Genomic DNA, 24936 nt, shown 5'->3' on the forward strand with positions numbered 1-24936 from the left:
CAGCTAAAGATGCTCAGCTTATGCACTAAGCTACGGCCTATACCATGCGATTCAGCTAAACTAAAAAGCCACTGCGCTAAAACGGATACCTGACAAAAGCCTCCATTGCTTCGTATTCCGCCAACCCAAGCTCATTATAGCAATGAGCCGTCTCCCGGTTACGATCTTCGGCCCGCACCCAGAACTCACGCGCGTCATCCCCAGGGAATACCGGCCGGTCTTTCTGCGACTGATGCTTATAGATGGCATGACGCTTCTTCAGCACTTCCTGCGGCGAAAGCGGAACCGCCATTTCTATCTCATGGGTTTCAAACTCGTGCCAGGCGCCCCGGTAAAGCCACATCCAGCAGTCTTTTACCCAGTCCTCGGTTTGCTTTAGGCGCTGTAATGCCGCGAGCAAGATGTGAAAGCAAACTAAGTGCGTGCCGTGCGGATCGGCAAAATCACCCGCCGCAAACACCTGATGCGGCTTGATTTTTTGCAGTAAATCGACGGTAAGCTGTACATCTTCTTCGCTGAAAGGCTCACGCTTTATTTTGCCTTTTTCGTAGAAGGGCAAAGCCATAAAATGAATATTCGCGTCAGACAAACCGGCATAGCGTGCGCTTGCCGTGGCCTCGCTCTTACGAATTAGCCCCTTTACATTCATTATCTCCGGGGTGTCCGGCTGATTGGGCTGCTTGTGCTGAATAAAGGCCCGCATGTCCCGATAGATAGTCTTCAGGTGGTCAGCATCCTGGTGCAAAGTGGTTTCAAAGTCGATTGCCACTTCCATATAGCGTAATACTTCGTCATCCCAAACGGCGGTATTTCCCGAAGTCTGGTAGGCGACGTGTACCTCATGGTCCTGGTCTACCAAACGGATGAAAGTGCCCCCCATCGAAATTACGTCATCATCGGGGTGGGGAGAAAAGATCAGCGAGCGTTTCTTTACCGGCAGCGCACGCTCGGGCCGTTGCGAATCATCCGCGTTGGGCTTGCCGCCCGGCCAGCCAGTTATGGTATGCTGTATCTGGTTGAAAATGTCGATGTTGATATTATATACCGGGCCCTGTAATACGGCTAGCTGAGCCATGCCGTGGTTGTTGTAGTCCTCTTCGGTCAGCTTAAGCACGGGCTTTCCAAGATGCCGACCCAGCCAGATTACCGCCTTTTTCTTGAGCTGATTCGTCCATACACAATCCTTCACCAGCCAGGGAGTATCAAAGCGGGTAAGCTCAGAAGCAGCATCTTCGTCAAGCACAAACTCCACCTGATCGGATAATTGCAAATACGTGGCGGGCACTTCACTGGAAAGCTCGCCCTCCACCGCTTTTTTAATGATGGGGGCCTTTTTACGGCTCCACGCCATCAGTATTATTTCCCTGGCCTTAAAAATGGTGCCTATGCCCATGGTGATGGCTTTGGTCGGCACGTTTCCTTTGCCGCCAAAATCGCGCGAAGCATCGCTTCGGGTCAACTCATCCAGGGTAACCAGCCGGGTACCCGAATTGGGGGCCGAGCCCGGCTCATTAAACCCAATATGCCCCGTACGACCGATACCCAGCAGCTGTAAGTCAAGTCCGCCCAGCTCTTCAATCTGCCGCTCGTAAGTAAGGCAAAAGTCAACGACAGACGCTATGGGTAGCGTACCATCCGGAATATGGATGTTAGTCCGCTGTATATCGATATGGTCAAATAGATTCTCGTTCATGAAAGCAACATAGCTCTGCTTTGCTTCCGGCCGCATCGGGTAGTACTCATCCAGATTAAACGTAATAACGTTCTGAAAGCTTAGCCCTTCCTCCCGGTGCATCCTGACCAGCTCCGCATACACCTGCACGGGCGTGGCGCCGGTAGCCAGCCCCAGCACAGCATGTTTACCTTCTGCCTGCTTGGCTTGCACAACCGCCGCTATCCTTTCTGCTACCCGCACCGACGCTTCTTCGGCACTAGCATAAACTGTTACCGGTAACTTCTCATACCGGGTTTCTTCCAAAAAATTCAGTCTTGCCATAAAAGAGTTAGTAAGCTTTGGTTTTGAGATCAGAACTCTCTGTCAGTTTGATTTTATCCAACGTAGTCCATACCTGAAAAAGGGCTCGGGGTATGTGAAAGCAGCCCTTCCATTTCCCTCCTTTCAAGGGAAGCAATACCTCACCCCGACGGTTGAGGTAGCCAAACCACTCCCCGTACTCCGCGTCCCGAAAGTGGCTCCAGGTATACTGGTGCAACTTTTCAAACCAGTGCAAGCACTGCTTATTCCCGGTCAATTGGTAGGCTTTGGCCATGCAAACTAAGGCTTCTACGTGAACCCACCATAGCTTCTGGTCCCACTCCAGCTGCTGTACTGGATGATTTTTCAAGTCTTTGAAATATAGAATACCCTCAAACTCCTCGTCCCAGCCATACTCCACCATCCGAAGCGCGATAGCCACGGCTTTATCAATTAAAGCAGGATTATTCAATCTGGAACCCAGATCCATAATAAACCACATGGCTTCAATGGCATGCCCAGGGTTAACCAGCCGTCCTTCATGCGAATCAGATAATTGCCCATCGGCCTGAACGTTCTCTACAATTAACCCGCTTTCCTCCCGATAAAACACGTGCATTACCTCATGGATAACCTCATCAATTAAATTATTAATAAGCGTAGTATCCAGCAGGTGCTCCAATTCCAACGATAAGTTACACAGTATCATAGGCAGTGAAAAATTCTTTAGATTCCGGGTTCCGGGATAGGTTTTATTGTATTCCCCTTTAGGATTTTCTCGCCGCTTAAGAATATTTTCAAACGTAGAGCGCGCGGTTTCCGCATACATATCTTTAGGGTCTGCTTTATACAAAGCCCCAAAACCCAAGGCAGCAAAACAGTCCGAAAATATATTATAAGGCTGAACCAATGGGTTTCCCTGCTGATTTAAGGAAAAATAAAAATTGCCAGCATCGTCACGGCCATTCTTGAGTAAAAAATCCGCGCCATGCTGAGCAATTTCTAACCATTCTCTATTCTGCCCGACCTGATTATACAGCATGGAATAAGTCCAGACCTGCCGTCCTTGCAGCCAGATAAATTTATCCGTATCATACACCCGCCCGTAGCGGTCAAGGCAAGTGAAAAATCCTCCATGTTGATTATCAATAGAGTGCTTGGTCCAGAACGGAATAATGTTTTCTAGTAATTCCGTTTTATAAAGCTGCGCATGTTGTTTCATGATGACTTAAAATGCGGTTATATATTCTTTATATCGATTGTACAAATGCCCCGCTTGCAAATAAGCAGATTGAGGACTCATGAAATGTGAGAACTCAAACGTGATGGCTTTATCGTAACCTGCTTTGCGGGCCGCTTCCAGTTTTAAGCGAAGCTTTTCGAACTTAATGGGCAAAAATTTGATCGGCATATCCCGATCAAACGTTTCCGCATTTGTCCAGCACTCCAAGCCGAATTTGTCTGCCATGCTTTTATTAACCGCAAAAAAATCGTCCAGCTCATGGTAATCTATATGCCCATCCTGAAAAGCAACGGCATCTACGGCACCTTGTATGCCTTCAAATATTTCGCTCCACTCTTTCTCATGCTCCAGCACCGAAATGCTTTCTTGCTTGCTCAAAGATGCGGAAGCCGCTAATACCGCTTTTTTGCCATCTATCCAGGGAGAAATAAACGTTGGTAGCCCGTTGCTCACTGCTTTGCATTGTAATCCCAGCGTACGAAAAACGTCGGTCGCTTCTTTTGTTTGCCGACTAATTTCCATACTCAAGTACCATCCGCCGAAGCTTTTATAATGCCCATATTTGGTCCAAACTTCATCAATTACATAGCGGTTGGCGTCAATTTCGTGTTGCAGGTCGCCCGTGTCCCAATAATGACCACTATCATATAAGCCGAAATAAAACTTCATGTCATATTTATCCGCTAGCTTAAGATAAAGCTCAACTAAATCAACTGGTGGTTCATAGCAGCCAAACGTGTTTTTGAGGTAAGCTGATGGGTACGTAATAAACCGACGATACCCACTCCTAATCAGAATAACAGTATCAATACCTATAGCTTTCATATAAGCGAAATCACGGTCCCATTCCATTTCTCCCCAGTTTTGGTGAGGAATATCATGAGAGATTTCATCTATAAAAGTTCCGGTTAATTTCATCTTTACCCCGTTTTATCTAAGTTGTTTAATGGCTGACTTTTTGTTATTGTATATCAAAATCCTTTAAACGGTCCCACCAAAACTTCTTCAACCAGATACTAGTTAGTATTAATATTCCACACCAGATTATCATTTGCGTATTTTCTCTAATCATGAAGTAAATAGGAATAACCACTTGGGCCATTTGCCATATAATGCCTATAATAATATTAGAGAAGTCTCTTTGAAAGTCTTTGTTAGGTATAAAAGTGGCATCTTCAGCCATTACTTCTTTTTTAATTGGCCCCCAAAATCCCCATGGCTTGGTCGTGCGATAAAATTCTTTAACAGCTGCCAAATTGGAGAGTGGTTCTATATACGTACCGATAATACAGCCAAGTGTAGATATAAATAGAATTACTGGAAAAAAGTATATATCAACAATCTCTGGAAAGAAGAACAATTTAGTTGTAGAAGCAATAAGCCCAAACAGCATTCCCCAGAAATAACCATTGCCGGTAAATCGCCACCAAACCCATTTTAATAAATTAGCAGCAACGTATCCGCCATATAAGGCAGACGTTAGCCATAGGGTGAGCTTGGTTAGGGATGAAGCGTAGAAGCCGAAACAAATACCAACGATTACTAAAACAATAGAGGATATGATACTTAAGCGTATATATTTTTTATTTGAAGCATTAGGATTTATATATTTTTTATAGATATCATTTACAATATAAGCAGGGGCAGCATTCACAAAAGCAGAAAAGGTGCCCATAAAGGCGGAAAGAAAGCCAGCTAAAATTAGCCCCTTTAAGCCAATGGGCACGAAGCGGTTGATGGCTAGTGGCAGCACTTTCTCAAAATCAATGCTACCGCCCATCTTGCTCATCTCTGGGCCCAGGTATACTAAACCTAGCACTGCAAAAGATGCAACCATCAGATAGCGTGGAATATACATCACCAAGATGGTGCTGAAGCTCATCTTAGCTGCCTCCGCTGGTGTTCGTGCCGAAAGCACCCGCTGCATATCGTAACTCGGAACGGGGCCAGCAATGGAAGCAAATACGCCTTTGAAAAGCATCATCATGAATAGAGCACCGAACATGCTAAATCCATCATCTTGTATTTTATTGTTTACGTTTGGAAAAGCGGTTTTACTCCAGTCTAAATTCAGCTTCCAGCTAAATAATAAATCACCCCAGCCAGCAGGCACAGCCGCCTGAATTTGCTCAGCTGTGACACTGGTATAAGCAATGTATCCAATGCAAAAGCAAGAAACTGTCATAATCAGAAACTGCAGTACCTCAGTGGCCACCACACTGTACATGCCACCCTTAACCGTATAGATCGTAGTAAGCAGACATATAATAAGCGCGTATGAATGTTCCGATGACAACTGCCAATTGCCAATTTTGTAACTTAAGTCCCAGGGTAAGACTGCTGTACAGTATTTACCTATTCCTTCAAAAAAATACGCGATAAATCCAACGACGCTGATTACTGCAAAGACAACGATAATGATATGCGACAATTTTGCCCCCCGGCCCTCACCAAAACGGAATGTTATCCACTCGGCGCCCGTCATGACACCAGACCGACGCAGCCAAATTGCCAGATAAACAAAAATGAATACCTGATTCCATACCGGCCAGAGCCATGGTATCCAGGCGCTTTTTAATCCGTAGATAAATAAGATACTTACGGTCCACATAGTGCCTGACGTGTCAAACATGCCGGAGGCATTGCTTAAGCCGAGGTAATACCATTTTAATGTATTGCCCCCCAAGAAGTAGGAGTTCAAGTCTTTTGAGGCTTTTTTTGAGATATAAAAACCTAAAAAGAGTATGCCTACAATGTAAAGCAATATGATGGCTATATCGACAAAGCTTAAATTCATGAATTCTTAGTTAAATTCTGGTTTAGGTTGCTTAACCATAATTTTATTTTAAATTTGCCTTAGCTGTTTTTTTCAACGAATTCATTTAAATAATATTTAATCAACTCCTAAGTTACATAACCGCTATAATTTGTTTACTGAATTTATTGTTTGACTATCAAGCTTAGCTGATTCGATTTTTCCATTGAAGTTAATAGTTTGGGCAAAAGGATTTAAAAAATGGTCTGTTAAGACTGCAATAGCCCTTCTAGAAAGATTTTCTTTCTGTATTCCCTGGTATGGCTCTAGATCTTGTAACTTGAGATAATTTGAAATATCATTGGTGGTTATTGTTTTTTTTGTAATTAAAGAAAAAAGCCCCCCACAAAACTCTGTGTCAACTAATTTTCCTGAAGGAGTAGCAATATCAAGTTGTGGATAAAACGACTTAAACCCTTCAACTAATTCTAATTCATTAATTGGCATTTCGGGATAAAACCAGGTTTGGTTAGCCCACTTATAAGTAATGCCAGTGCCTTTAAGTATACCTGTTGCTCCAATTCGCTGTATTTCTTTGAAGTATTTATCGTCTGGTTTAATGTCAATGTAAGGCATGATATAAGCCTTACTGTCTAATAGAGCTGATTGTACATCCCGGATATTAATTTTTGAGACGGGCTGATTACGCTTAATAGAGACAGCCGCCAAAGCACCGGCAGCTTGACCTATGCCTAACACAACTGGCTGAAGCCTGGTAGTGCCAGCAACAATATTGCTTACACTGATACTCTTTTCCGCAACAATAATTCCTTCGGCGTTCACCGGAATTAAAGCGCCCAGGGGAATAGTATAAGAAGGCACTTTTACGCTGATAAACTCAATTTTTGGGGCCTTCGGGTTTTTGGCGTGGTGATGGTCTATTGGATAGTCACCTACCGCGATTCCCGTGCGGTACAAGGCGCTTTTTTGGTGATACGGCTCCGAAAGATCATTCGCCGTAAGCAGCACTTTTCCTTGTAAGCGTCTGGCTTCCCGGTAATAAGGAATTAATGGCAAATGGTCGGGGGTTGGATACTCATCTTCTGCCAATCCTAAGTTCCTGTACCCAAGCTTTGTCTGCATATAATAAATAAATCGTAGACTATGAGCTTTTGCTTCTTTTATAGCTTCAAATCGACTGTTTCTGTCCATGTCGATAAGATTTACATAATAATCATTTCCACATTTTGGCCAGTTGATCATGTATTTATTATTCGGAAGTTTACCATAGCCAAGCATTTTATCGCAGTCTGACTGGGATTTCACACCAGATGCTGCTGAACTGTCTGCCTTACACGAACATTCAAATTCAGCTGGGTCATATTTTGCTGGTTTAGTTATCGTTTTATCGGCAGTCGAGCCATAATCTTTTAAAGTTGCTACATAAGTTAAATCCTGAACAATATTATTGTTCTTATCAGGCGCAATTGTTTCACCCGTAACTTCCTTGCTGTCCATTCCAAGTGAATAAGGAATTTTAAGGTAGGCCATTACGTCACCTAGCTCAGTAGCATCAATAATCAACTTGGAATGAATAGTGGATTTTTCTGATTTGTTCTTAACTATAACTTCCCAACCATCCTTCTTTTTCTTGATGTCTATCCACTCTGTCTGATATAAAATAGAGAGGTTAGGGTTTTTAGCTAAGTCCTTGAGGAGCTTATTGGCTACTGAAGGCTCAAACAGCGTATTACTTACCCAGCCGGTCTCTACTGCTTTCGGTCCACCATAGTGGTTATAAAGCTTTTCCCGAAATTCTCCCCAGATACCTGAGGGCATTTGATGATTGCCGTCTATCGCAGATACGCCTGCTGCGCTTAGCATACCGCCCAGCCAAGGGGTTTCTTCCACTACCACTGTCTTTACCCCCATGCGTGAGGCCTGGATAGCTGCGGCAGTACCACTAGCGCCCCCGCCAATAATCAGAAGTTCTGTGCGTATGTCGGCTGCCAGTGCCGGGCGCAGGATAGCAGTTGCGGCTGTCAAAGCTAGAAGCAGGCACCTAAAGAACCGGTTCTGGTTTACCATAAAGCCATTCTTGATTGTAGTCATCGAGGCAAAATTGGAGGCGCTGTCCTTCAGGTGAGTAAGCCTGCTTTGCTGCTCGTGTGCTGGCTGGTTCTAGTATCAGAGCAGAGCAATGAGCTGCAAAGGGTGGCTATGGTGATGAATCTTTGTTTTATCAGGACTTCAGGGCTATGACTCGCGTCAAATAAAACTCCCAGATCAATTGGTGAGGCTAAATATACCTACACAGTTTTATTAAAAAAATTAATAAAACTGTGTATATTAAAAAATAAATTTTGTAACTATCGATGTTATGCTTCGGCAAATACTTCAGGCACAACACCAAGCTTTGTAACAACCCGCGCAGACACGACTCGATGGTAATCGGCTTAAGCTCGCAGGATGCTCGTACTCTTCGCGTAGTCGAAAGGCACAGGCAAGGCCATCAGTCTCCTGCGATTAGCGTGTCTGCCGGACGAATGACTGTTCGGATTTGAAGATATTGCAGGTGTTCCTGCTATGCGAAAGCCTGGCAGTATGGTTTAGGTGTTGCACACCTTCATAGTTGTTGTCATACTGAGGCAAAGAGTATGCTTTCTGCGCAAACACCTTACCTGAGTAGCTAGATTGTATTCTTAAGGCAGACTTTTCTATGTACTTGCGCATAGAAAGATACCGTAACGTTGCTTGGTAGCGCTAGAGTGATGAACTTAAATCCGCAAATTCAATTACTTGTAAAAGATGACTTTTTTGAAGAAATTAATCAAGAAAACTTAAGTGGAGTAGCTTATAAGAATATTGCGCTCAAAAAATCTATTATCTCTTTGTTCGCAAACAATGGCAACTGCACCATTGCAGATATTTGCGTAGAGGTTGGACTAAGCGCACCGAAAATAAATGCGGTGTTGACCGAGTTGATAGCCGATGGCTTAGTTATGGATTATGGTAAGATAGGATCAAAAAGCGGGAGAAAACCAAATTTGTATGGCTTGGTATTAGGGTCTGGATTTTTTCTTGGAGTCGACGTGAGGCAGGATTTTTTGTATTTTGGTTTCACTGATATTCAAAAAAATGGAATCAATCTCTTTAAGAAGAAGGCGTACCAATTTCAGAATAACAAAGAGTCACTTATTGAGCTGTGCTCAATTATAAATGCTTACATTAAAGAATCACGAATTCCGAAAGATAAAATATTGGCTGTTGGTATTAATCTTTCGGGAAGAATAAATTATTCTACGGGCTATAGTTTTAGTTTTTTTAACTTTAGCGAGGAACCATTAAGCAAAATGATCGAAAGCCGGATTGCATTAAAGGTTTATCTTGAAAATGATTCGCGAGCCATGGCTTACGGAGAGTTTTGTCTGGGTGTCGTTCACGAAGAGAAAAATGTTTTGTTTCTTAACGTTGATTATGGTTTAGGTATTGGCATCCTGATAAATGGCCAATTATATTATGGCAAGTCGGGATTCGCGGGTGAATTTGGTCATATTCCTTTCTTTAATAATGAGATTATATGCCGCTGTGGTAAGAGAGGCTGCCTGGAAACAGAAGTCTCTGGCTGGGCTTTAACAAGAATTTTTAAGGAAAAACTTCAGGAAGGTTCATCTTCAATCTTGTCCTCAATGAAAATTGAGGATATATCTATGGAACATATTATTAAAGCAGCAACAGATGATGATGTCTTAGCTATTGAATTGATTGCTTCCATTGGAGAAAAATTGGGTAGAGGAGTAGCCACACTTATTAATATATTTAACCCTGAATTAGTCGTTTTAGGAGGTAGGCTTGCCGCTGCCGACAGCTACCTGCGGCTGCCTATTAAGAGTGCGTTGATTAAATACTCATTGAGTTTAGTAAATAACGATACCCAATTAAAAATGTCGAAATTAGGGGAGCAAGCTGGAGTTGCCGGAGCATGCTTATTGGTCAGAAACAGGATGTTGTCTTTGTAAGGATCGTGCTGTTAGAGACAACACTCACCCATTGCTCTATATACAATTAATGCGTTAAGCGAGTGCATCCAACAGTCATAGTATTTGACATTGTTATTGGGGTTTATCTATCACTTGCTGAGCTAGGCCAGCTCTCTGGTTTTGCCCCCAGCGCAGGTTCGGCTTAGGTCCCATTACAAATTGTAAGGTGCCGCCTTGCATCAAATCTGAATGAGTTAAATACGTTTGGTCGTAAGGCCTACCATTCAGCTTTACGGATTGTATATATTTATTTTGTTTAGAATTATTCTTTGTGCTGATTACCATTTTTTTATTCGGCGATACCGTTATAGTAACTGCATCTGCCAAGGGACTGCCAAAAATGTATTGTCCGCTCACGGGATTTGCGGGATACATACCGGCTACATTCCATATTAACCAAGCACTCATCTGGCCACAGTCTTCGTTTCCGGCATACCCGTCCGGCCGATCGTGATACATTGACTCAGTAATCATCCTGACTTTTTCCTGCGTTTTCCAGGGAGCACCAACAAATGTGTATAAATAAGCGATGTGGTGGCTGGGCTCATTACCATGAGCATATTGCCCTATAAGGCCACTAATATCACCGGAAATATTTTCGCCTTTTATTACCGAGCTTATAGTGAACAAAGAATCCAGCTTTTTAATAAAGTTATTATAGCTGCCATGCTGCATTGCTAACCCTCTGGCATCGTGGGGGGCAAAAAATGAATGCTGCCAGGCATTACCCTCTATATAAGCAGCTTTTTCTTCGTGCTCGGAATAATAAGGGTCAAATGGTAAATCCCATTTTCCGTCTGAATTCTTTGCTCTGATAAAACCCGTAATCGGATCAAAAAGCTTTGTATACGCCATTGATCTTTTTAAATAGTTTTGGTAGTCATCCGTATACCCTAATTTTTTAGCAACCTGGGCAATACAATAATCATCGAAAGCGTATTCAAGCGTAACGGTGACGCTCCAACCGCCTTTGTCTTGGGGCAAATAGCCGTATTTAATATACTCTGGGGTACCTCTCTGCTGTTGCAGAGAGCTTTTCTTCATCGCTTCGTACGCTTTTTGTGCATTCAATCCAGGAAATCCTTTCATAATAGCGTCGGCTATAACCGGTATAGCATGATACCCGGTCATCGTATTTGCTTCCCAGGTGCTAATATCCCAGACAGGAAGTAGCCCATTCTCCTCATAGAAAGCCATCATGGAGTTCAGCATATCCGAATAGCGCTCTTTTTGCAGAACGGTGAATAGGGGATTTAGGGCCCGAAAAGTATCCCATAACGAATACACCGTATAACGCTGGCTGCCGTCAGCCATCTTTAACACTTGTCCTTTCGCGTTCTGATACTGCCCATCTGCGTCGGAGTATAGTATGGGCGCCAGATTGGTGTGATAAATCGCAGTATAAAATGTGCGTTTTAAATGCTCATCTGTAGTGCTGATCTGTATTTTTTCCAGTTCGCTTTCCCATTGTTTTTCTGCGGCAGCTTTTACTTTATTAAAATCCCAATCAGGTATTTCTTGCAAGGCTAGAAGTGCTTTATCTGTATTTACGGATGACAAGGCTACTTTCATCAGTATTCTTTTTACGGTTTGAGGAAATACGAGCTGGCCTTTTACAAGTAGTCCCTTAGCCTTAGGAGAAGGCACGGAAGAGCCATCAGCATATACTAATAGCTGCTTGAAAGGCACAGATGTGCGGGCCGCAAAATATACTCGTTGATTTTTTGCCCACCCGGTAGAAAAACGATAGCCAACTATAGTCGAGTCGTTTAGCTGCTGTATATATGCTTCGGTTGGTTTATCCCAATTAATAGCAAAACCAAGATCAAAGCGAATGACAGGAACGCTTTTATCTGGGAAACTATACTGATGTAGACCGCAGCGCGCCGTGGTAGTAAAAGAGGCTGCGATGCCATTATCTAGTGTAACACCATAATAGCCGGGGCTAGCTTTTTCATTGTTATGGCTGAACTTTACCTTAAATCGTTTAATGGTATCAGCTATAATATTTGTATTGGGCATGACCGATATATCGCAATAATCGCCGATGCCGGTGCCGCTTAAATGGGTATGGCTAAAGCCGGCAATAGTTGAATCGCCATAATAATAACCGCTGCTCCAGTCCCAACCTGCCGAGCCATTATCGGGGCTAAGCTGCACCATGCCAAAAGGAACAGTGGCTCCCGGATATGTGTGCCCGTGGCCACCCGTGCCGATGAAAGGATCTACATACTTCGTTAGCTTTTGAGAAAACAAGGATGTAAAACAAAATAGCAGCAAGTGCAGGAGTATGAGTTTTCTTTTCATTTGCGAGTTTTTGATAGTGCAGCAATAAAAATTATATGCTGATACTATTTGCCTATATTATAATAAAACAATTTATATTAGTAGCTGCAAATAAAGTAAAATCTTCTAATCATAAACGCACCTTGATGAGAGCTCAATTAAACAAAATTTCACGTGCCATCGTAGCGGCTTCTTTGCTAACAATATCTGCTTTTGCAAATGCTTCGCCGTGCGCAGCTAATACACAGAAAGAGGAAGAAACCGCCGCTGCTAATGACCCTATCAGAGGAGTTTGGCTTACGAATGTCGCTAGTAAAGTTTTAGATTCGCGGGAGAATATTCGGGAAGCGGTTGCTTTATGCGCACAAAGCGGAATTAATAACATCTATGTGGTTACCTGGAACGGCGGCCACACGCTGTATCCTAGCTTGGTTATGAAAACAACATTTAATAAGTTAATTGATCCAAGGTTTGCCGGCCGTGACCCTTTGCGGGAGTTGATAGAAGAAGCGCATCAAAAAAATATTAAAGTACATGCCTGGTTTGAGTTTGGTTTTTCTCCCTCACACAAGCAAAATGGTGGCGATATTATCAAGCGTAAACCCCATTGGGCTGCTATCGACAACCAAGGTAAGCTGGTTTCTAAAAACAACTTTGAATGGATGAATGCTTTTCACCCCGAGGTGCAAAGCTTTATGCTGTCGTTGATTAAAGAAGTAGTAGAAGAATATGATGTTGATGGAATTCAGGGAGACGATAGGTTGCCAGCAAATCCTTCAACGGCAGGCTACGATAAATATACTGTATCCATTTATAAAAAAGAACACCAGAATTTGTCCCCCCTGCTAATTATCAGGATGCTGCCTGGGTGAATTGGCGGGCAGATAAGTTGAATATGTTCATGAAGCGTTTGCACGACGAGGTAAAAGCGGTCAAGCCAACAATTATTATATCTATGGCGCCAAGTATTTTCCCGTGGAGTAAGGAGGAATATTTGCAGGATTGGCCAACTTGGGTTAAAAACCATTGGGTTGACTATATCTTTCCACAAGTTTATCGCTATAATATTGAGGCTTATACGGCCGCGTTAGACGCTAACCTGAAGCTTATATCTGCGGCTGATAAGAGTATATTTTATCCTGGGCTGCTTTTAAAAGTTGATGACTATTCTCCGTCGCAGCAATTTTTAAATCAGATGATCGAGGTAAATCGTAAGCGAGGAATCAGGGGAGAAGTCTTCTTCTTTTATGAAGGATTAAAATTGCATCCGGAGTTTTTTAAAAGTTACAGTTTGTCCCGCTGAATTCGCTCAAGGCTATATTCTTTAACATAAAATAGTGGTTTGCTATTTCTTATGGAATACGTTCTGCGCTTTGAGTAGCGCCCGTACTCCTTGCTTTAATTTAAATTGTAAGAGTTGGGACAGGTGGAAAAAGTACCCCAATTAAGGTTTATACTACTAAAAACAAATTGCCAGGCGTTCATCCCGGCAATTTGTTTTTAGTAGTATAAAATTTACTTCTCTGGGAGGCTAGTAATAGCTTTGTGTATAGATAGGAACCTACCGCAACTTATGGTTTGTCCCACCACACCCTGGTAGTCATGGTATTTGGCCCCTGAGCCGCTATTGCTGCCTGATACGCATCGGCATTTAAGCTGGCCTCAGCGGGTGGGTAGATAACCCGACGGGGAACCGTGCCGTTGGTTTCGCCTTGGTTAGGAATTGGCAGCAAAGCGGGGAAGCCGGTTCTCCGCCACTCGGCCCAGGCCTCAAATCCATCCGGGAATAAAGCCAGGTATTTCTGGGTAATGATCCGTTGTAAAGAGCTGTTGTAGGCTACGGTTGACTGGGCCAGATAAGCGTCTACCGCTGCCGTATTCGTAATGGCTCTTTTGGTCATAGAGGCGCGTATGCCCTGCTCATAGAAGGTAGCGGCGTTGCCGGAGACCCAGCCTTTCTGCACGGCTTCGGCCTTCAGGAAAGACACTTCTGGATAGGTAAGAACGTCGATCGGGGTGCCTTCCGCCCGGATGACGGTGCCCATTTTGGAATACAGGGTTTTGGCGTTCTGGGGCTGGGCCAGCTGCTGGGCATTCAGCCCGTTTTGCAAGCCCGCGTACGTTGCGGGGGTGACGCCCTCAACAACCGGCTGGGCATACGCGGCCAGCCGGGGATCATTCAGGCTTTTTAGCAGATCAACCATGGTTTTGCTGACCCGCAACTCATCGAAGTTGAATAGAATGGCTAAGGGGTAGCGGTTGATGAACTGCCCGGTTGGCTGGGTGTTCATCTGGGCGTTTTCCGCGTTGGAAGAAATCAGATTGTTCTCGGCCATTACTTCTGCCACCACTGACCGGGCAAAAGCAGGATCAGCCTTACTCAGGCGCATGGCTAACCGCAGGCGCAGGGAGTTGGCAAACTTCTTCCATCGGTCAAGGTCGCCCCGGTAGATCAGATCGTTGGTAGTGAACTTGATCGTGTTGGTGTTGTCAAGGGCCTGGGCAGCTTCTTTTAGCTCCTTGATCATGTCCTTGTAGATGAATTCCTGGGCGTCGTACTTGGGCGTGCGGAGGCCCGCAAACCCTTGGCCGGCCTCGCTATACGGAATGTCGCCCCAGTAGTCGGTGGCGCGGTGAAACAGCCAGGCCCGCCAAATACGAGCGACGTTGGTTTTGTTGCTCTGGATAGGATCCGCTTGGGTCAGGCGAATAACCTCTTGAATATTAATAATGTAATTCGAGTAGTACGTGTTCCAGAAGGTAGCCGCCCAGTTTGGATTGCTAACGTACTGATCGGTTTGAAAGCCAGGGTTAGTGTTGGCGAAATACTGCACAAACTGGTCAGCGTGCAGATTCTGCCCGATCTGATAAATATCCCAGTTTAAGGTGCCATTGCGGAGCGCGCCGGAAAAAAGCAGCTCCGGCGAAACCTCCGTTGGACTTACGGGATTGACGTTCAACTCATTGAATTTTTCGCAGCCCGACATGCTCAGCAATCCGGATGCGAAAAGAAGTATATACGTGATTTTTTTCATGATTTCTGATGTGTGCTCCGCTGAACTTACAGGCCTACGTTAAGATTAAATCCAAGGCTTCGGGTGCTGGGGAAGGCGGCAGATTCGATGCCCTGCACGTTGGTGATGTTGTAGCTGGCAACATCGGGGTCGAAGCCGGGCGTGTTGCTCTTCAGCAAAAACAAGTTGCGGCCAATAAATGACAGAGAAGCATTCTTGAAGGGCGTTTTAGTCAGCCAATCTTTAGGCAAAGAGAAACCGAAGGAAAGCTCGCGGAATTTGATGAAGCTGGAATCGTAGATGAAGGCTTCCGCGATGGCCGCATCAGGGGAAGCTACTCGGCGCCAGTAGGCTTCGGGATCGACAAACTTGGTATTGGGGGAGAAGGTGTCGTTGCCGTTATTAACCACGCCGGGCACCAAGAAGCCGCCGGTGCCGCTATACCAGGCATCTCGTCCTTCCAGGGTAAAGGCGGCGTTGCCGTTCTGGGCTGCGTAAATGTTGCTTAACGACAAAATATCACCTCCCTGGCGCATGTCTATCAGGAAGCTCAGGCGCAGATTTTTGTACGTAATAGTGTTCGTCAGGCCACCGATCCAATCAGGTAGGTAGTTGCCCAGCACTTCATCCACCGCCCCTCTGGTGGGCAGGCCATCAGCCCCCACGAGTATATCGCCATTGACATTGCGCGCGAAGCGCCGCCCCGGAAGTCGCCAAACGGACTGCCCGCCGAGGCTGCGATGGTGATGTTCCGGTCGTTGCCGATAAAGAAATTGTCGACTCCGTTGGCGGTTTCAACAATCTTGGAGCGGTTTCGGGACCAGTTGACGCCTATATCCCAGCGGAGCCCGGTGGCGGTGCTCACGGGCGTGCCCGTAAGCACAACTTCTACGCCGCTGTTCTGCACATTGCCTGCATTGATGAGGCTGGATGTGAAGCCCGCCGTAGCAGAGATGGGAGGAGTAAAGATCTGGTTGAGCGTGTTCTTTTTGTAGTAAGTGAAGTCCAGGCCGAGGCGGTTGTCGAAAAAGCGGATATCGGTGCCAAACTCCAGGGCGCGGGTAATCTGGGGCTTCAGATCGGCGAAGGGCAGCTGTGGCCGAATAGTGGCCGAGCCCTGATTCAGGTGGGGCAGACCCAGGTTATAAGTCAGGGCGAGCTGATAGGGTTGGGCGGCGCCGCCCACTTCGGCTACTGAAGCCCGCAGTTTGGCGAAGCTCAGCGCCTTGGGAGAGGATTTGAGCGCGTCGGTCAGCACGAAGCTTAGGCTGGCGGACGGGTAAAAGAACGAGCGGTTCTCTTCGGATAACGTAGAAGACCAGTCGTTGCGCGCCGTCAGGTCAAGGTACAGGTAACGTTTGAAGCCCAGCTGCGCGGTGCCGTACAGCGAGTTGGTTTGCAGCTCGGCAAAGCCGTACAACGGCACCTGCGCGGCTCCGTTGCTGATCGTGAACAGGTTAGGAATGTTTAGGCCGCTGGTCTGCGCGCCCACTTCCTCGCGCTTGAAGACGCGAATATTGCCCCCCGCCGTGGCGCCTAAAAAGAAGTTCTCGTTCAGGTCCTGATTGTAAGCCAGCAGAAAGTCGGAGTTGGTTTCCTGAATGGTGTGGGTAGTGATTACGTACTTGCCCCGGTCAACGGAGCTTTCAAACAAGGTGCGGGTAGCGGTGCGTTCCTCAATGCGCTGGGTGCTGTAATCAGTACCGCTCCGCACCTGCAAGCTCAGCCAATCAGTAAACTGATAGCGTAAGGACAGAAAGCCCAGAAACTTATTCAACTCGTCGTTATTGGTGTTTTTATATACCGACCAAAAGGGGTTTTGCCGGCGGCTGGTCAGAAAGCCATTCGTCGGATCGACGCCGGTTTGGGCCCAGGTAACCGGATTGCCAGCCTCGTTCTCGTACGTTCTTAAGTCATCCAGATCAATGCTTCTCGGCATAAAAAGGAAGCCGTAGACTGGGTTATCCGGGTTGTCCGTCAGGTTGGGACGGTTAAACGAGGATTGGTTGATGTAGCTGATTTTGCCATCGGCCGTGAGCTTATCCGTGATGGAAGCCGTGGTGCGTAAGCTCAGGGTTCCACGGTTTAGCTTGCTGTTGGGCAGCAGGCCCTTGTTATTCAGTAAGCCAGCGGAAAAACGGGTCTGGATTCGCTCGTTGCCGGAGCTGATGGCCAGCACATTATTATAGGTCTGGCCGGTTCTGTAAAAGTCCTCAATATTATCCGGCTGTGGCGAAAATGGCCGCACCTGCCCGGTCCAATCCAGCACGGGCTGCCCGGCCATGCGCGGCCCCCAGCTCGACTCGATGTTGCGGGGAATAAAGGCTTGGCCCTGCGCATTGATTGGATGCGCGCCGCCAACTCCCTGCCCAAACTCATTCTGAAAGTCGGGCAATACCAGCGGATTTTCAAACGTAGCGCTCGAAGTAAAGTTGATTCCGAAGCCCTGAGCGCCTTTTTTAGTAGTAATGATAATAGCCCCGGCAGCCGCCCGCTCCCCGTACAAGGCGGCGGCGTTGGGGCCCTTCAGCACGTTTACCGACTCTATATCCTCTGGGTTTACCGCGCCGATTCCACTACCGTAGTCTATACCGCCAAAGCGGCTGGGCGTGCGGTTGTTGGAGTTGTCCAGCGGAATGCCGTCTACCACGATAAGGGCGTTATTGTCGGTACCGGTCAAAGAATTTGCCCCCCGCAGCACTACCCGCGACGACCCGCCCACACCCGTAGCCGATTGCGTGATCTGCACGCCCGCCACCCGACCTTGCAGGGAGTTGAGCACGTTCACTTCCCTGGCCCGTGTCAGGTCTTCGCCTTTCACCTGTTGGGTAGCGTAGCCCAGGGTACGGGTGCTGCGCTCAATGCCGAGGGCCGTAACCACTACTTCTCCCAGCTGTTCAGTGCTTTCTTCTAAGGTGATGTTCAGGGTCGTTTGCTCACCAATGGTCACCTCTTTGGCCTGATAGCCAATAAAAGAAAATACCAGCACCGATGAAGGTTCGGCCGGGATGCTGAATCGCCCGTTTGCGTCGGTGGCGGTTCCGGTCGTAGATTCGCTAACCCTGACGGATACTCCGGGTAAAGCCGCCCCTTTGGCATCCGTCACAATACCTCCTACTGTCTTACTCTGAGCCATAGCCGCCAATCCGAAGATTGTCAGTAGAAAGCTCAACATTAGGCGCACAAGAAGTTTGCTTTGATGAGTAAGAAAATTTTGCATAATGGCCGGTTTAAAGTGTGCATTAAAAAGTGTTGTAATTAGCAAATTATTTTAATAAAAATACAGTGTTATTAATAATATTTTAAAATGCAGTCCACTGATACTCAATGCTTGGTGCAGGGAAACGCCTAGCCATAAAAATTAAACAAAAAAGCCCCCCAGAGCAGCTCTGGGGGGCTTTTTTGTGAAGGCCACTATTCGGATTCTCTATGGGGAAAAAATGCTGATTTGCTTCTTTCGCCTAATTGGGCCCCTCTTCTGTAGACGCTGTCTGCTTATAATGCACGGCCGGCAAGCTGCGCAAGCGTTCGGCGGCAAACTCGGCGGTTACGTCGCGCTGCGGGTTGGCCAGCATTTCGTAGCCTACCATAAACTTGCGTACCGTAGCCGAGCGCAGCAGGGGCGGAAAGAAGTGCATATGCAGATGCCATTCGGGGTGCTCCTGGCCGTCGGTGGGGCGCTGGTGCAGACCGGCCGAGTAGGGGAAGGAAATCTGGAACAGATTGTCGTAGCGGATGGTAAGCTGGCGCAGAATGGCGGCAAAAGCGTCTTTCTCGGCGCTGGTCAGCTGCTCAATGCTGGTTACGTGGCGGCGCGGCACTACCAGCGTCTCATAAGGCCAGATGGCCCAAAAAGGCACCAGCGCCACAAAATGCTCGTTTTCGACCACCACGCGGGCTTTATCGCGCAGCTCCAGCTCCAGGTAGTCGCTGAGCAGACTACGGCCGTGCTCCGCGAAGTACGCCGTCTGGTGCACGGTTTCCTTGGCCGGATCGGACGGGACGGTGCGCTGCGCCCAGATCTGGCCATGCGGGTGCGGATTGCTGGCGCCCATCATCGCGCCTTTATTTTCAAAAATCTGTACGTAGTTAATATCCGGCCGGGCGCCTAGCTCCAGATACTGCGCTACCCACACGTCCACCACGGTACGAATGGCCGCTTCGTCCATTTCGGGCAAGGTAAGATCATGGCGGGGCGAGAAGCAGATGACGCGGGCTAGCCCCGATTCGGCTTCGGCACGCAATAAGCCGCCCACGTTTATCTCGCCCACGGGCGCCTCGGCTTGCAGGGCGGCAAAATCATTAGCGAATACAAATGTGCTGTCGTAGGGCGGATTCACGATGCCGCCCACGCGGGTGTTGCCGGGGCAGAGGTAGCAGGTAGGATCATAGGTGAGCCGCTCGTCGGGCTCCGATTCCTCCTGCTGGCCCTGCCAGGGCCGCTTCGAGCGGTGGGGCGACACTAAGATCCACTCGCCGGTAAGGGCGTTATAGCGGCGGTGAGAGTGTTCGGCGGTATCAAATTTCATGGCGAATAGCGGAGTAAGGTTGAGCAATTAAGTAGTCGGTAGCCGGAGCCCAAGGCGGGCGAGCACCCTCGCCAGCAAAGGCGGGGGGCTTTTCTGACGCCTAGCGGCCGGCTAGCACCGCTTCCATTGCTTCCACGCCGTCCACGATAACAGCCTGGTACGTTTCCAACGATAAGTTTAGCTCCCGCTGATACCCAGCCGTCATGCGCTCCACGAAGCTCTCTACCTGCGCAACCTCTACCAGATTAATGGTGCAGCCGCCAAAGCCGCCACCCATCATGCGGGCGCCCAGCACGCCGGGCGCATCCTTGGCCAGCTCCACCAGTACGTCCAGCTCCCGGCAGCTTACTTCATATTTGTCGCGCAGGCCGGCGTGCGAGCCGTACATCTCTTGGCCAAACGCGGGCATATCGCCCGCCAGCAGGTGTTGGCAGGCCGCCTCCACGCGCAGGTTTTCCTCTACCACATATGAGCAGCGCCGGTACAGCACATCGCCCAACTCCTCACGGTGCTCTTCGAGCTGTGGTAGGGTTACGTCGCGCAGGGTCTTCACCTTCGGATAATAGTTGTGCAGCAGAGCTACGCCCTGCTCGCACTCCAGCCGTCGATTGTTGTACTCGGAGCTGGCCAATGAGTGCTTCACCCCGGTATTGCAAAGGATAAGGTGATAAGCGGTAGTATCAAAGGGAAAGTATTCGTAGTCGAGCGAGCGGCAATCGAGGCGAATAACGTGGCCCGCCCGCCCGTGCAAGCTGGCAAACTGGTCCATAAGACCGCTTTTTACGCCGGCAAACTCATGCTCGGCCGCCTGGCCCATGTGGGCCAGCTCCAGCCGGTCAAATTTGCCCCCCAGCAGCTTGTTTAGGGCAAATGCCAGCCCGCACTCCACCGCCGCCGACGATGACATACCAGCCCCAATCGGGATATTGCCGCCAAATACGCAATCGAAGCCGGGCACTTTGAGACCTCGGCGCTGCAGTTGAGCCACTACGCCCTTTATATAGTTGGCCCACTGCACATCACCGGGCTTTACCTCCTCCGTCAGTGAGAAGTCATAGCTTTCGTGCAGATCGTGGGCAATGAGATGAGCGGTGTCAGTCTTATTCAGGCCTACGGCAAAGTGAATCTCCTTATCCACAGCCGCCGGCAGCACGAAGCCAGCATTATAATCGGTGTGCTCACCAATCAGATTAACCCGGCCCGGCGCCCGCACTATTAGCGGAGCATAACCGAAGTGGCGTTGGAAAGCAGCAGATACAGATTGAGTCAACATAAGCGCGTGCGGCTAAAAATGGAACAAAAACAGGTAAAGATATGATCAGTCATAAAGGTGAAAAATGAGCACGGAAAACGCAAACGATTGCGTTGTTTGTTTCTTACTAAAGCTTCTCTTCGCCTCTTTATTACCGAGTGAAATAGAGCTTAACATGATGTTTAACAGCCGGGGGGTAATAAGCCGGATTTTAATTCCTTGGTCATATAGTTATTTAATCTGCTTATCGATATAAGTTGTTGACAAACAAAATCTTAATAATAAAACTGACATTTACTTAGACGAGATTCAGGCCCTGAGTTCGGTCGTGACAACGTAAGGGCTGTGAAGTGTATGGGAGGCCACTATTTTAAATGTAGCTGAACAATGGTTGGATATGGTGGCATACATCCGACTCAATATTGTACAGAAATTTCTGCTAACAATTTTATAGCTATAAAGTTAGGTACATAAGAATTGAATGATTTACTTTGGTATTAGTGCGATTTCATGGTACTCTTATACCGTTTTACAGAATGTAAGTGCACCCAGTGAGGCGCTTACCTGTTGAGCCCTCTCACCAATACAACCAGATTTTCAACGCAACTCAAGGACAATAAATCAATGGAGATTCTGTTTTTTTGTCCCTTACTCCGCAAACGTTTGCGGAAACTGCGTTCCAAACTTGGTTTTAGTCTTCCTGTTTACTCTCATCATTTCCCACCACCACCTAACGATTCCATATGAAAAAGCCCGTACCCAAACTGCGTTGGCTAGCCATTCCAGCGCTTCTCTGCTCCTTGCCGCTGACTGTGGCCGCTGAAGCCAGTGCCGCGGCTAGCGTTCGTGCGGCCCTGCCTTATGCGCTACTCCAAGCCGCCGATATTACGATCAGTGGTCGCGTCACCGATGAAAGAGGCGAAGGCTTGCCCGGCGTGAATGTGGTCGTAAAAGGTACTACCAACGGCGCCCAGACCGATGTAGATGGTCGCTATACCATCACTGCTCCCGACAATGCTACTCTAGTGATTTCCTATGTTGGCTATACATCTCGGGAATTAGCTGTGGGAGGCCGCACGACCATTGACGTGCCGCTAGCGCCCGATGCGCAGTCGTTGAACGAAGTAGTAATAGTTGGTTACCTTACCCAGAACCGCCAAGATGTAACGGGCTCGGTAGCTTCAGTTTCTTCCGAAGATATTCGGCGGGCACCGGTAGCCACCGTGAACGAAGCTATTCAAGGCCGCTTGCCCGGTGTAACAGTTACCAGCTCGGGTCAGCCAGGTCAGGCATCGAACGTAAACGTGCGGGGCATCGGCACGCTGGGCGGCAGCAGCAGCGGACCGCTGTATATTGTCGATGGTCTATGGACTGATAACGTGCGTGATTTCAATCCGGCTGATGCTGAATCAGTGCAGGTGTTGAAAGATGCCGCATCGCTGGCCGCTTACGGTTCGCGGGGGGCAAATGGCGTAATCATTATCACTACGCGCAAAGGTAAGGCAGGTACTCCAGCCATCACATTCAACGGCTACACCGGCGTGCAGAATATCGCCAACCGCTACGACCTGATGGGCGCACAAGAGTGGGCCGCGGTGAACAACCTGGCGTACGAGAATGCTGGCTTGCCGCGGCAGCCTGCATCCAGTCAGCTTACGGGTACCGATACTGACTGGCAGGATGAGCTGTTTCAAACGGGCCGAATCCAGGATTATAATCTGGGCTTTTCGGGTGGTGGCGAGTCGTCGAACTTCCTAATCTCGGCGGGCTATTTCAACCAGAAGGGCACCATCGTGGGTCCTAAGTTTGAGCGCTATAGTCTGCGCCTCAACTCAGGCTTCAATCGGGGCCGCTTGCGTGTTGGGCAAAATGCCTTGCTCACCCGCGCCGATCAGGTGCGCGTAAATGGTCTGCCCTTTATCGATGTAGTCCGGCTTCCCCCTACGCTGCCCGTCTTAGATCCGGCTAATCCAGGGGGCTTTGCGTTCGGTAATTCCAACAACAGCACGTTCGGAACCAACCCTATCGCTTCCCAGGATTTGTTGCGTAGCACGGGCCTTTCCTACCGTTTGCAAGGAAATATCTACGGGGAAGTATCCATCTTCGATTTCCTGCGTTACCGGCTCAACCTGGCAACCGAGCTGCACAACTTTCGCGATGAAGACCGCCGTAAATATGGACAGCAGCGTCAGAATGACCCCTTGAATCCCTCATTCTTGTTTCAGGGCCGGGGCAGTGAGCTGTTCCTGATGGCCGAGAACACGCTGACCTTTGACCAAAGCTTCGGCAACAACAATATCACGGCGGTAGCTGGCTACTCGGAGCAGAAGAATACGTTTGAAATCTCGCGCGCCACTAACCGGGGCTATGGCACCGGACCTACGTACTACTGGTCGTTGGATGCGGGCTCTCAGAACCCCGCCGTAAGCGGCGCCACCGACACTTGGACCAAGCGCTCTTATTTTGCCCAGGTGACTTACGACTACAACCAGCGCTACCTGCTGACGGGCGCGTATCGCCGCGATGGCTCGTCCCGCTTCAGCCCCGAAAACCTGTACGGTGACTTCTATGCTGCCTCAGCTGGCTGGCGCATCTCCGAAGAAGCTTTCTTCGATGGAATAACGGCCATCAGCAACCTGAAGGTGCGGGGTAGCTACGGGCAGCTCGGCAACGACGGCCTACCTGGCAACTACTTATATCAGGGCTTCATTAATCCGAACGTGAACTACCCTTTCGGCACAGGTCAGACAGTGCTGAATGGCAACGTTCAGACGCAATTGGCTAGCACCGGCATCAAATGGGAAACCCGCGCCACCACCAACATCGGCTTCGACATAGGGCTGCTGGAAGATCGGTTTACATTCTCGGCCGACTATTACGTATCGCGCACCAAGGATGCATTGGTGAATCCGGATCCGGCTTTCTTTTTGGGCAATGCTGGCATCAATCCTTACATTAATCTGGGCCGCATTGAGAACCGGGGCTTTGAGTTTATTGCGGCCTATAATGAGAACCGAAGCAAGCTTCGCTACGGAGTTCAGGCTAACCTGAGCACTATAAAGAACGAAGTGCTGGAGCTGACCGATGTGCCAGGCCAGGTATTCGTGGCCGGTCCTGAAGGTGGCATCACCCGTACCGAAGTCGGCTACCCTGTAGGTTCGTTTTATTTGTATCAGTTTGATGGCATCTTCCAGACAGGAGACAACATCGCCAACAGTGCCCAGCGTGATGCACAGCCCGGTGACGTGCGCTACAAAGATCTGAATAACGACGGAGCAATTACCGAAGCCGACCGGGCCCACTCTGGTAGCCCTTTCCCCAAGCTGCAATACGGCGTCAACCTGACCTCCGGCTACGGCGGATTCGACTTGGCGGTGTTCTTCCAGGGCGTTGCAGGCAACGAAGTTTGGAACGGTACCCGCTTCTGGACCGATCGGCTGGACGAGAACAGTGCATATCGGAGCGATTTGAATCCGTGGACTATCACCAATCCCTCAAACAGTACGCCTCGGCCAGTGAAAGAAGGTCCATCGGCTCGTAATAACAGCCGGGCGGCTTCTACACGCTGGTTGGAAAGCGGATCGTATCTGCGTATGAAAAACGTACAGCTCGGCTACACGCTTCCAAAAGAAATGATGGAGCGCGTGAAAGGGCTAGGCAGCGTACGAATCTACCTCACGGGCCAAAACGTGTTCACTATCACCGACTACACCGGATACGACCCTGAAACCATCGGTGGTGTAACGGGCGGAGTACTTACCCGTGGCCTCGATGAAGGCAGCTACCCCAACGTGCGAACCTTCACAGCGGGTATCCAGTTGGGTTTTTAGCCTCAGTCGTTT

At 48.2% G+C, this 24936-nt stretch carries 15 protein-coding genes; 4 read left to right on the forward strand and 11 right to left on the reverse strand.

Annotated features, from left to right (window positions below; genetic code table 11):
• Positions 1 to 76: 76 nt before the first annotated feature.
• The 5 genes from nagB to MKZ35_RS00200 all read right to left on the reverse strand — a co-directional run bounded on the left by nagB (position 77) and on the right by MKZ35_RS00200 (position 8019).
• Complete coding sequence (nagB, locus tag MKZ35_RS00180) at positions 77 to 1996, reverse strand: glucosamine-6-phosphate deaminase (RefSeq protein WP_482511220.1); 1920 nt, start codon at positions 1994 to 1996, stop codon at positions 77 to 79.
• Between the two features lie 7 nt (positions 1997 to 2003).
• Positions 2004 to 3197: a n-acyl-d-glucosamine 2-epimerase gene (locus MKZ35_RS00185; protein WP_482511221.1), complete on the reverse strand. Its 1194-nt coding sequence runs from the start codon at positions 3195 to 3197 to the stop codon at positions 2004 to 2006.
• A gap of 6 nt (positions 3198 to 3203) precedes the next feature.
• On the reverse strand, positions 3204 to 4136 hold the full coding sequence (locus tag MKZ35_RS00190; protein ID WP_482511222.1) for a DUF4434 domain-containing protein: 933 nt from the start codon (positions 4134 to 4136) through the stop codon (positions 3204 to 3206).
• A gap of 43 nt (positions 4137 to 4179) precedes the next feature.
• Complete coding sequence (locus tag MKZ35_RS00195; RefSeq protein WP_482511223.1) at positions 4180 to 6015, reverse strand: sodium:solute symporter family protein; 1836 nt, start codon at positions 6013 to 6015, stop codon at positions 4180 to 4182.
• Between the two features lie 123 nt (positions 6016 to 6138).
• Entirely contained in the window at positions 6139 to 8019 is a 1881-nt protein-coding gene (locus MKZ35_RS00200; RefSeq protein WP_482511224.1) for an FAD-dependent oxidoreductase, read from the reverse strand.
• Positions 8020 to 8744: 725 nt separating this feature from the next.
• Here MKZ35_RS00200 and MKZ35_RS00205 point away from each other — a divergent pair.
• Positions 8745 to 9992 carry an ROK family transcriptional regulator gene (locus tag MKZ35_RS00205; RefSeq protein WP_482512237.1) on the forward strand — a complete coding sequence of 416 codons (1248 nt, stop codon included), beginning with the start codon at positions 8745 to 8747 and terminating at the stop codon, positions 9990 to 9992.
• 93 nt (positions 9993 to 10085) lie between these two features.
• On the opposite strand, the gene MKZ35_RS00210 is transcribed toward MKZ35_RS00205, so the two are convergent.
• Positions 10086 to 12320: a GH92 family glycosyl hydrolase gene (locus tag MKZ35_RS00210; RefSeq protein WP_482511225.1), complete on the reverse strand. Its 2235-nt coding sequence runs from the start codon at positions 12318 to 12320 to the stop codon at positions 10086 to 10088.
• A 35-nt stretch (positions 12321 to 12355) separates the two neighbouring features.
• Between MKZ35_RS00210 and MKZ35_RS00215 the strand changes: the two genes are divergently transcribed.
• The gene (locus MKZ35_RS00215; RefSeq protein WP_482511226.1) at positions 12356 to 13171 is read left to right on the forward strand and encodes a glycoside hydrolase family 10-like protein; all 816 of its coding nucleotides are present in this window, start codon (positions 12356 to 12358) and stop codon (positions 13169 to 13171) included.
• A 23-nt stretch (positions 13172 to 13194) separates the two neighbouring features.
• The gene (locus tag MKZ35_RS00220; protein WP_482512238.1) at positions 13195 to 13602 is read left to right on the forward strand and encodes a family 10 glycosylhydrolase; all 408 of its coding nucleotides are present in this window, start codon (positions 13195 to 13197) and stop codon (positions 13600 to 13602) included.
• 268 nt (positions 13603 to 13870) lie between these two features.
• Here MKZ35_RS00220 and MKZ35_RS00225 read toward each other — a convergent pair whose 3' ends face one another.
• The 5 genes from MKZ35_RS00225 to galK form a co-directional block, all read right to left on the reverse strand.
• Positions 13871 to 15334, reverse strand: coding sequence for a SusD/RagB family nutrient-binding outer membrane lipoprotein (locus tag MKZ35_RS00225; RefSeq protein WP_482511227.1), 1464 nt, complete (start codon positions 15332 to 15334; stop codon positions 13871 to 13873).
• A gap of 26 nt (positions 15335 to 15360) precedes the next feature.
• A complete protein-coding gene (locus MKZ35_RS00230) occupies positions 15361 to 15945 on the reverse strand; it encodes a hypothetical protein (protein WP_482511228.1) in 585 nt (194 codons plus the stop codon).
• Positions 15897 to 18488 carry a SusC/RagA family TonB-linked outer membrane protein gene (locus tag MKZ35_RS00235; protein WP_482511229.1) on the reverse strand — a complete coding sequence of 864 codons (2592 nt, stop codon included), beginning with the start codon at positions 18486 to 18488 and terminating at the stop codon, positions 15897 to 15899. Before MKZ35_RS00235 ends, MKZ35_RS00230 begins: the two co-directional genes overlap by 49 nt.
• A 286-nt stretch (positions 18489 to 18774) precedes the next feature.
• Entirely contained in the window at positions 18775 to 19842 is a 1068-nt protein-coding gene (locus MKZ35_RS00240; RefSeq protein ID WP_482511230.1) for a UDP-glucose--hexose-1-phosphate uridylyltransferase, read from the reverse strand.
• 100 nt (positions 19843 to 19942) lie between these two features.
• Positions 19943 to 21115: a galactokinase gene (gene galK, locus MKZ35_RS00245; RefSeq protein ID WP_482511231.1), complete on the reverse strand. Its 1173-nt coding sequence runs from the start codon at positions 21113 to 21115 to the stop codon at positions 19943 to 19945.
• A gap of 722 nt (positions 21116 to 21837) precedes the next feature.
• On the opposite strand from galK, the gene MKZ35_RS00250 reads away from it, so the two are divergent.
• Positions 21838 to 24924 carry a SusC/RagA family TonB-linked outer membrane protein gene (locus MKZ35_RS00250; RefSeq protein ID WP_482511232.1) on the forward strand — a complete coding sequence of 1029 codons (3087 nt, stop codon included), beginning with the start codon at positions 21838 to 21840 and terminating at the stop codon, positions 24922 to 24924.
• Positions 24925 to 24936 lie beyond the last annotated feature (12 nt).

This window comes from Hymenobacter sp. R533113, assembly GCF_056835965.1.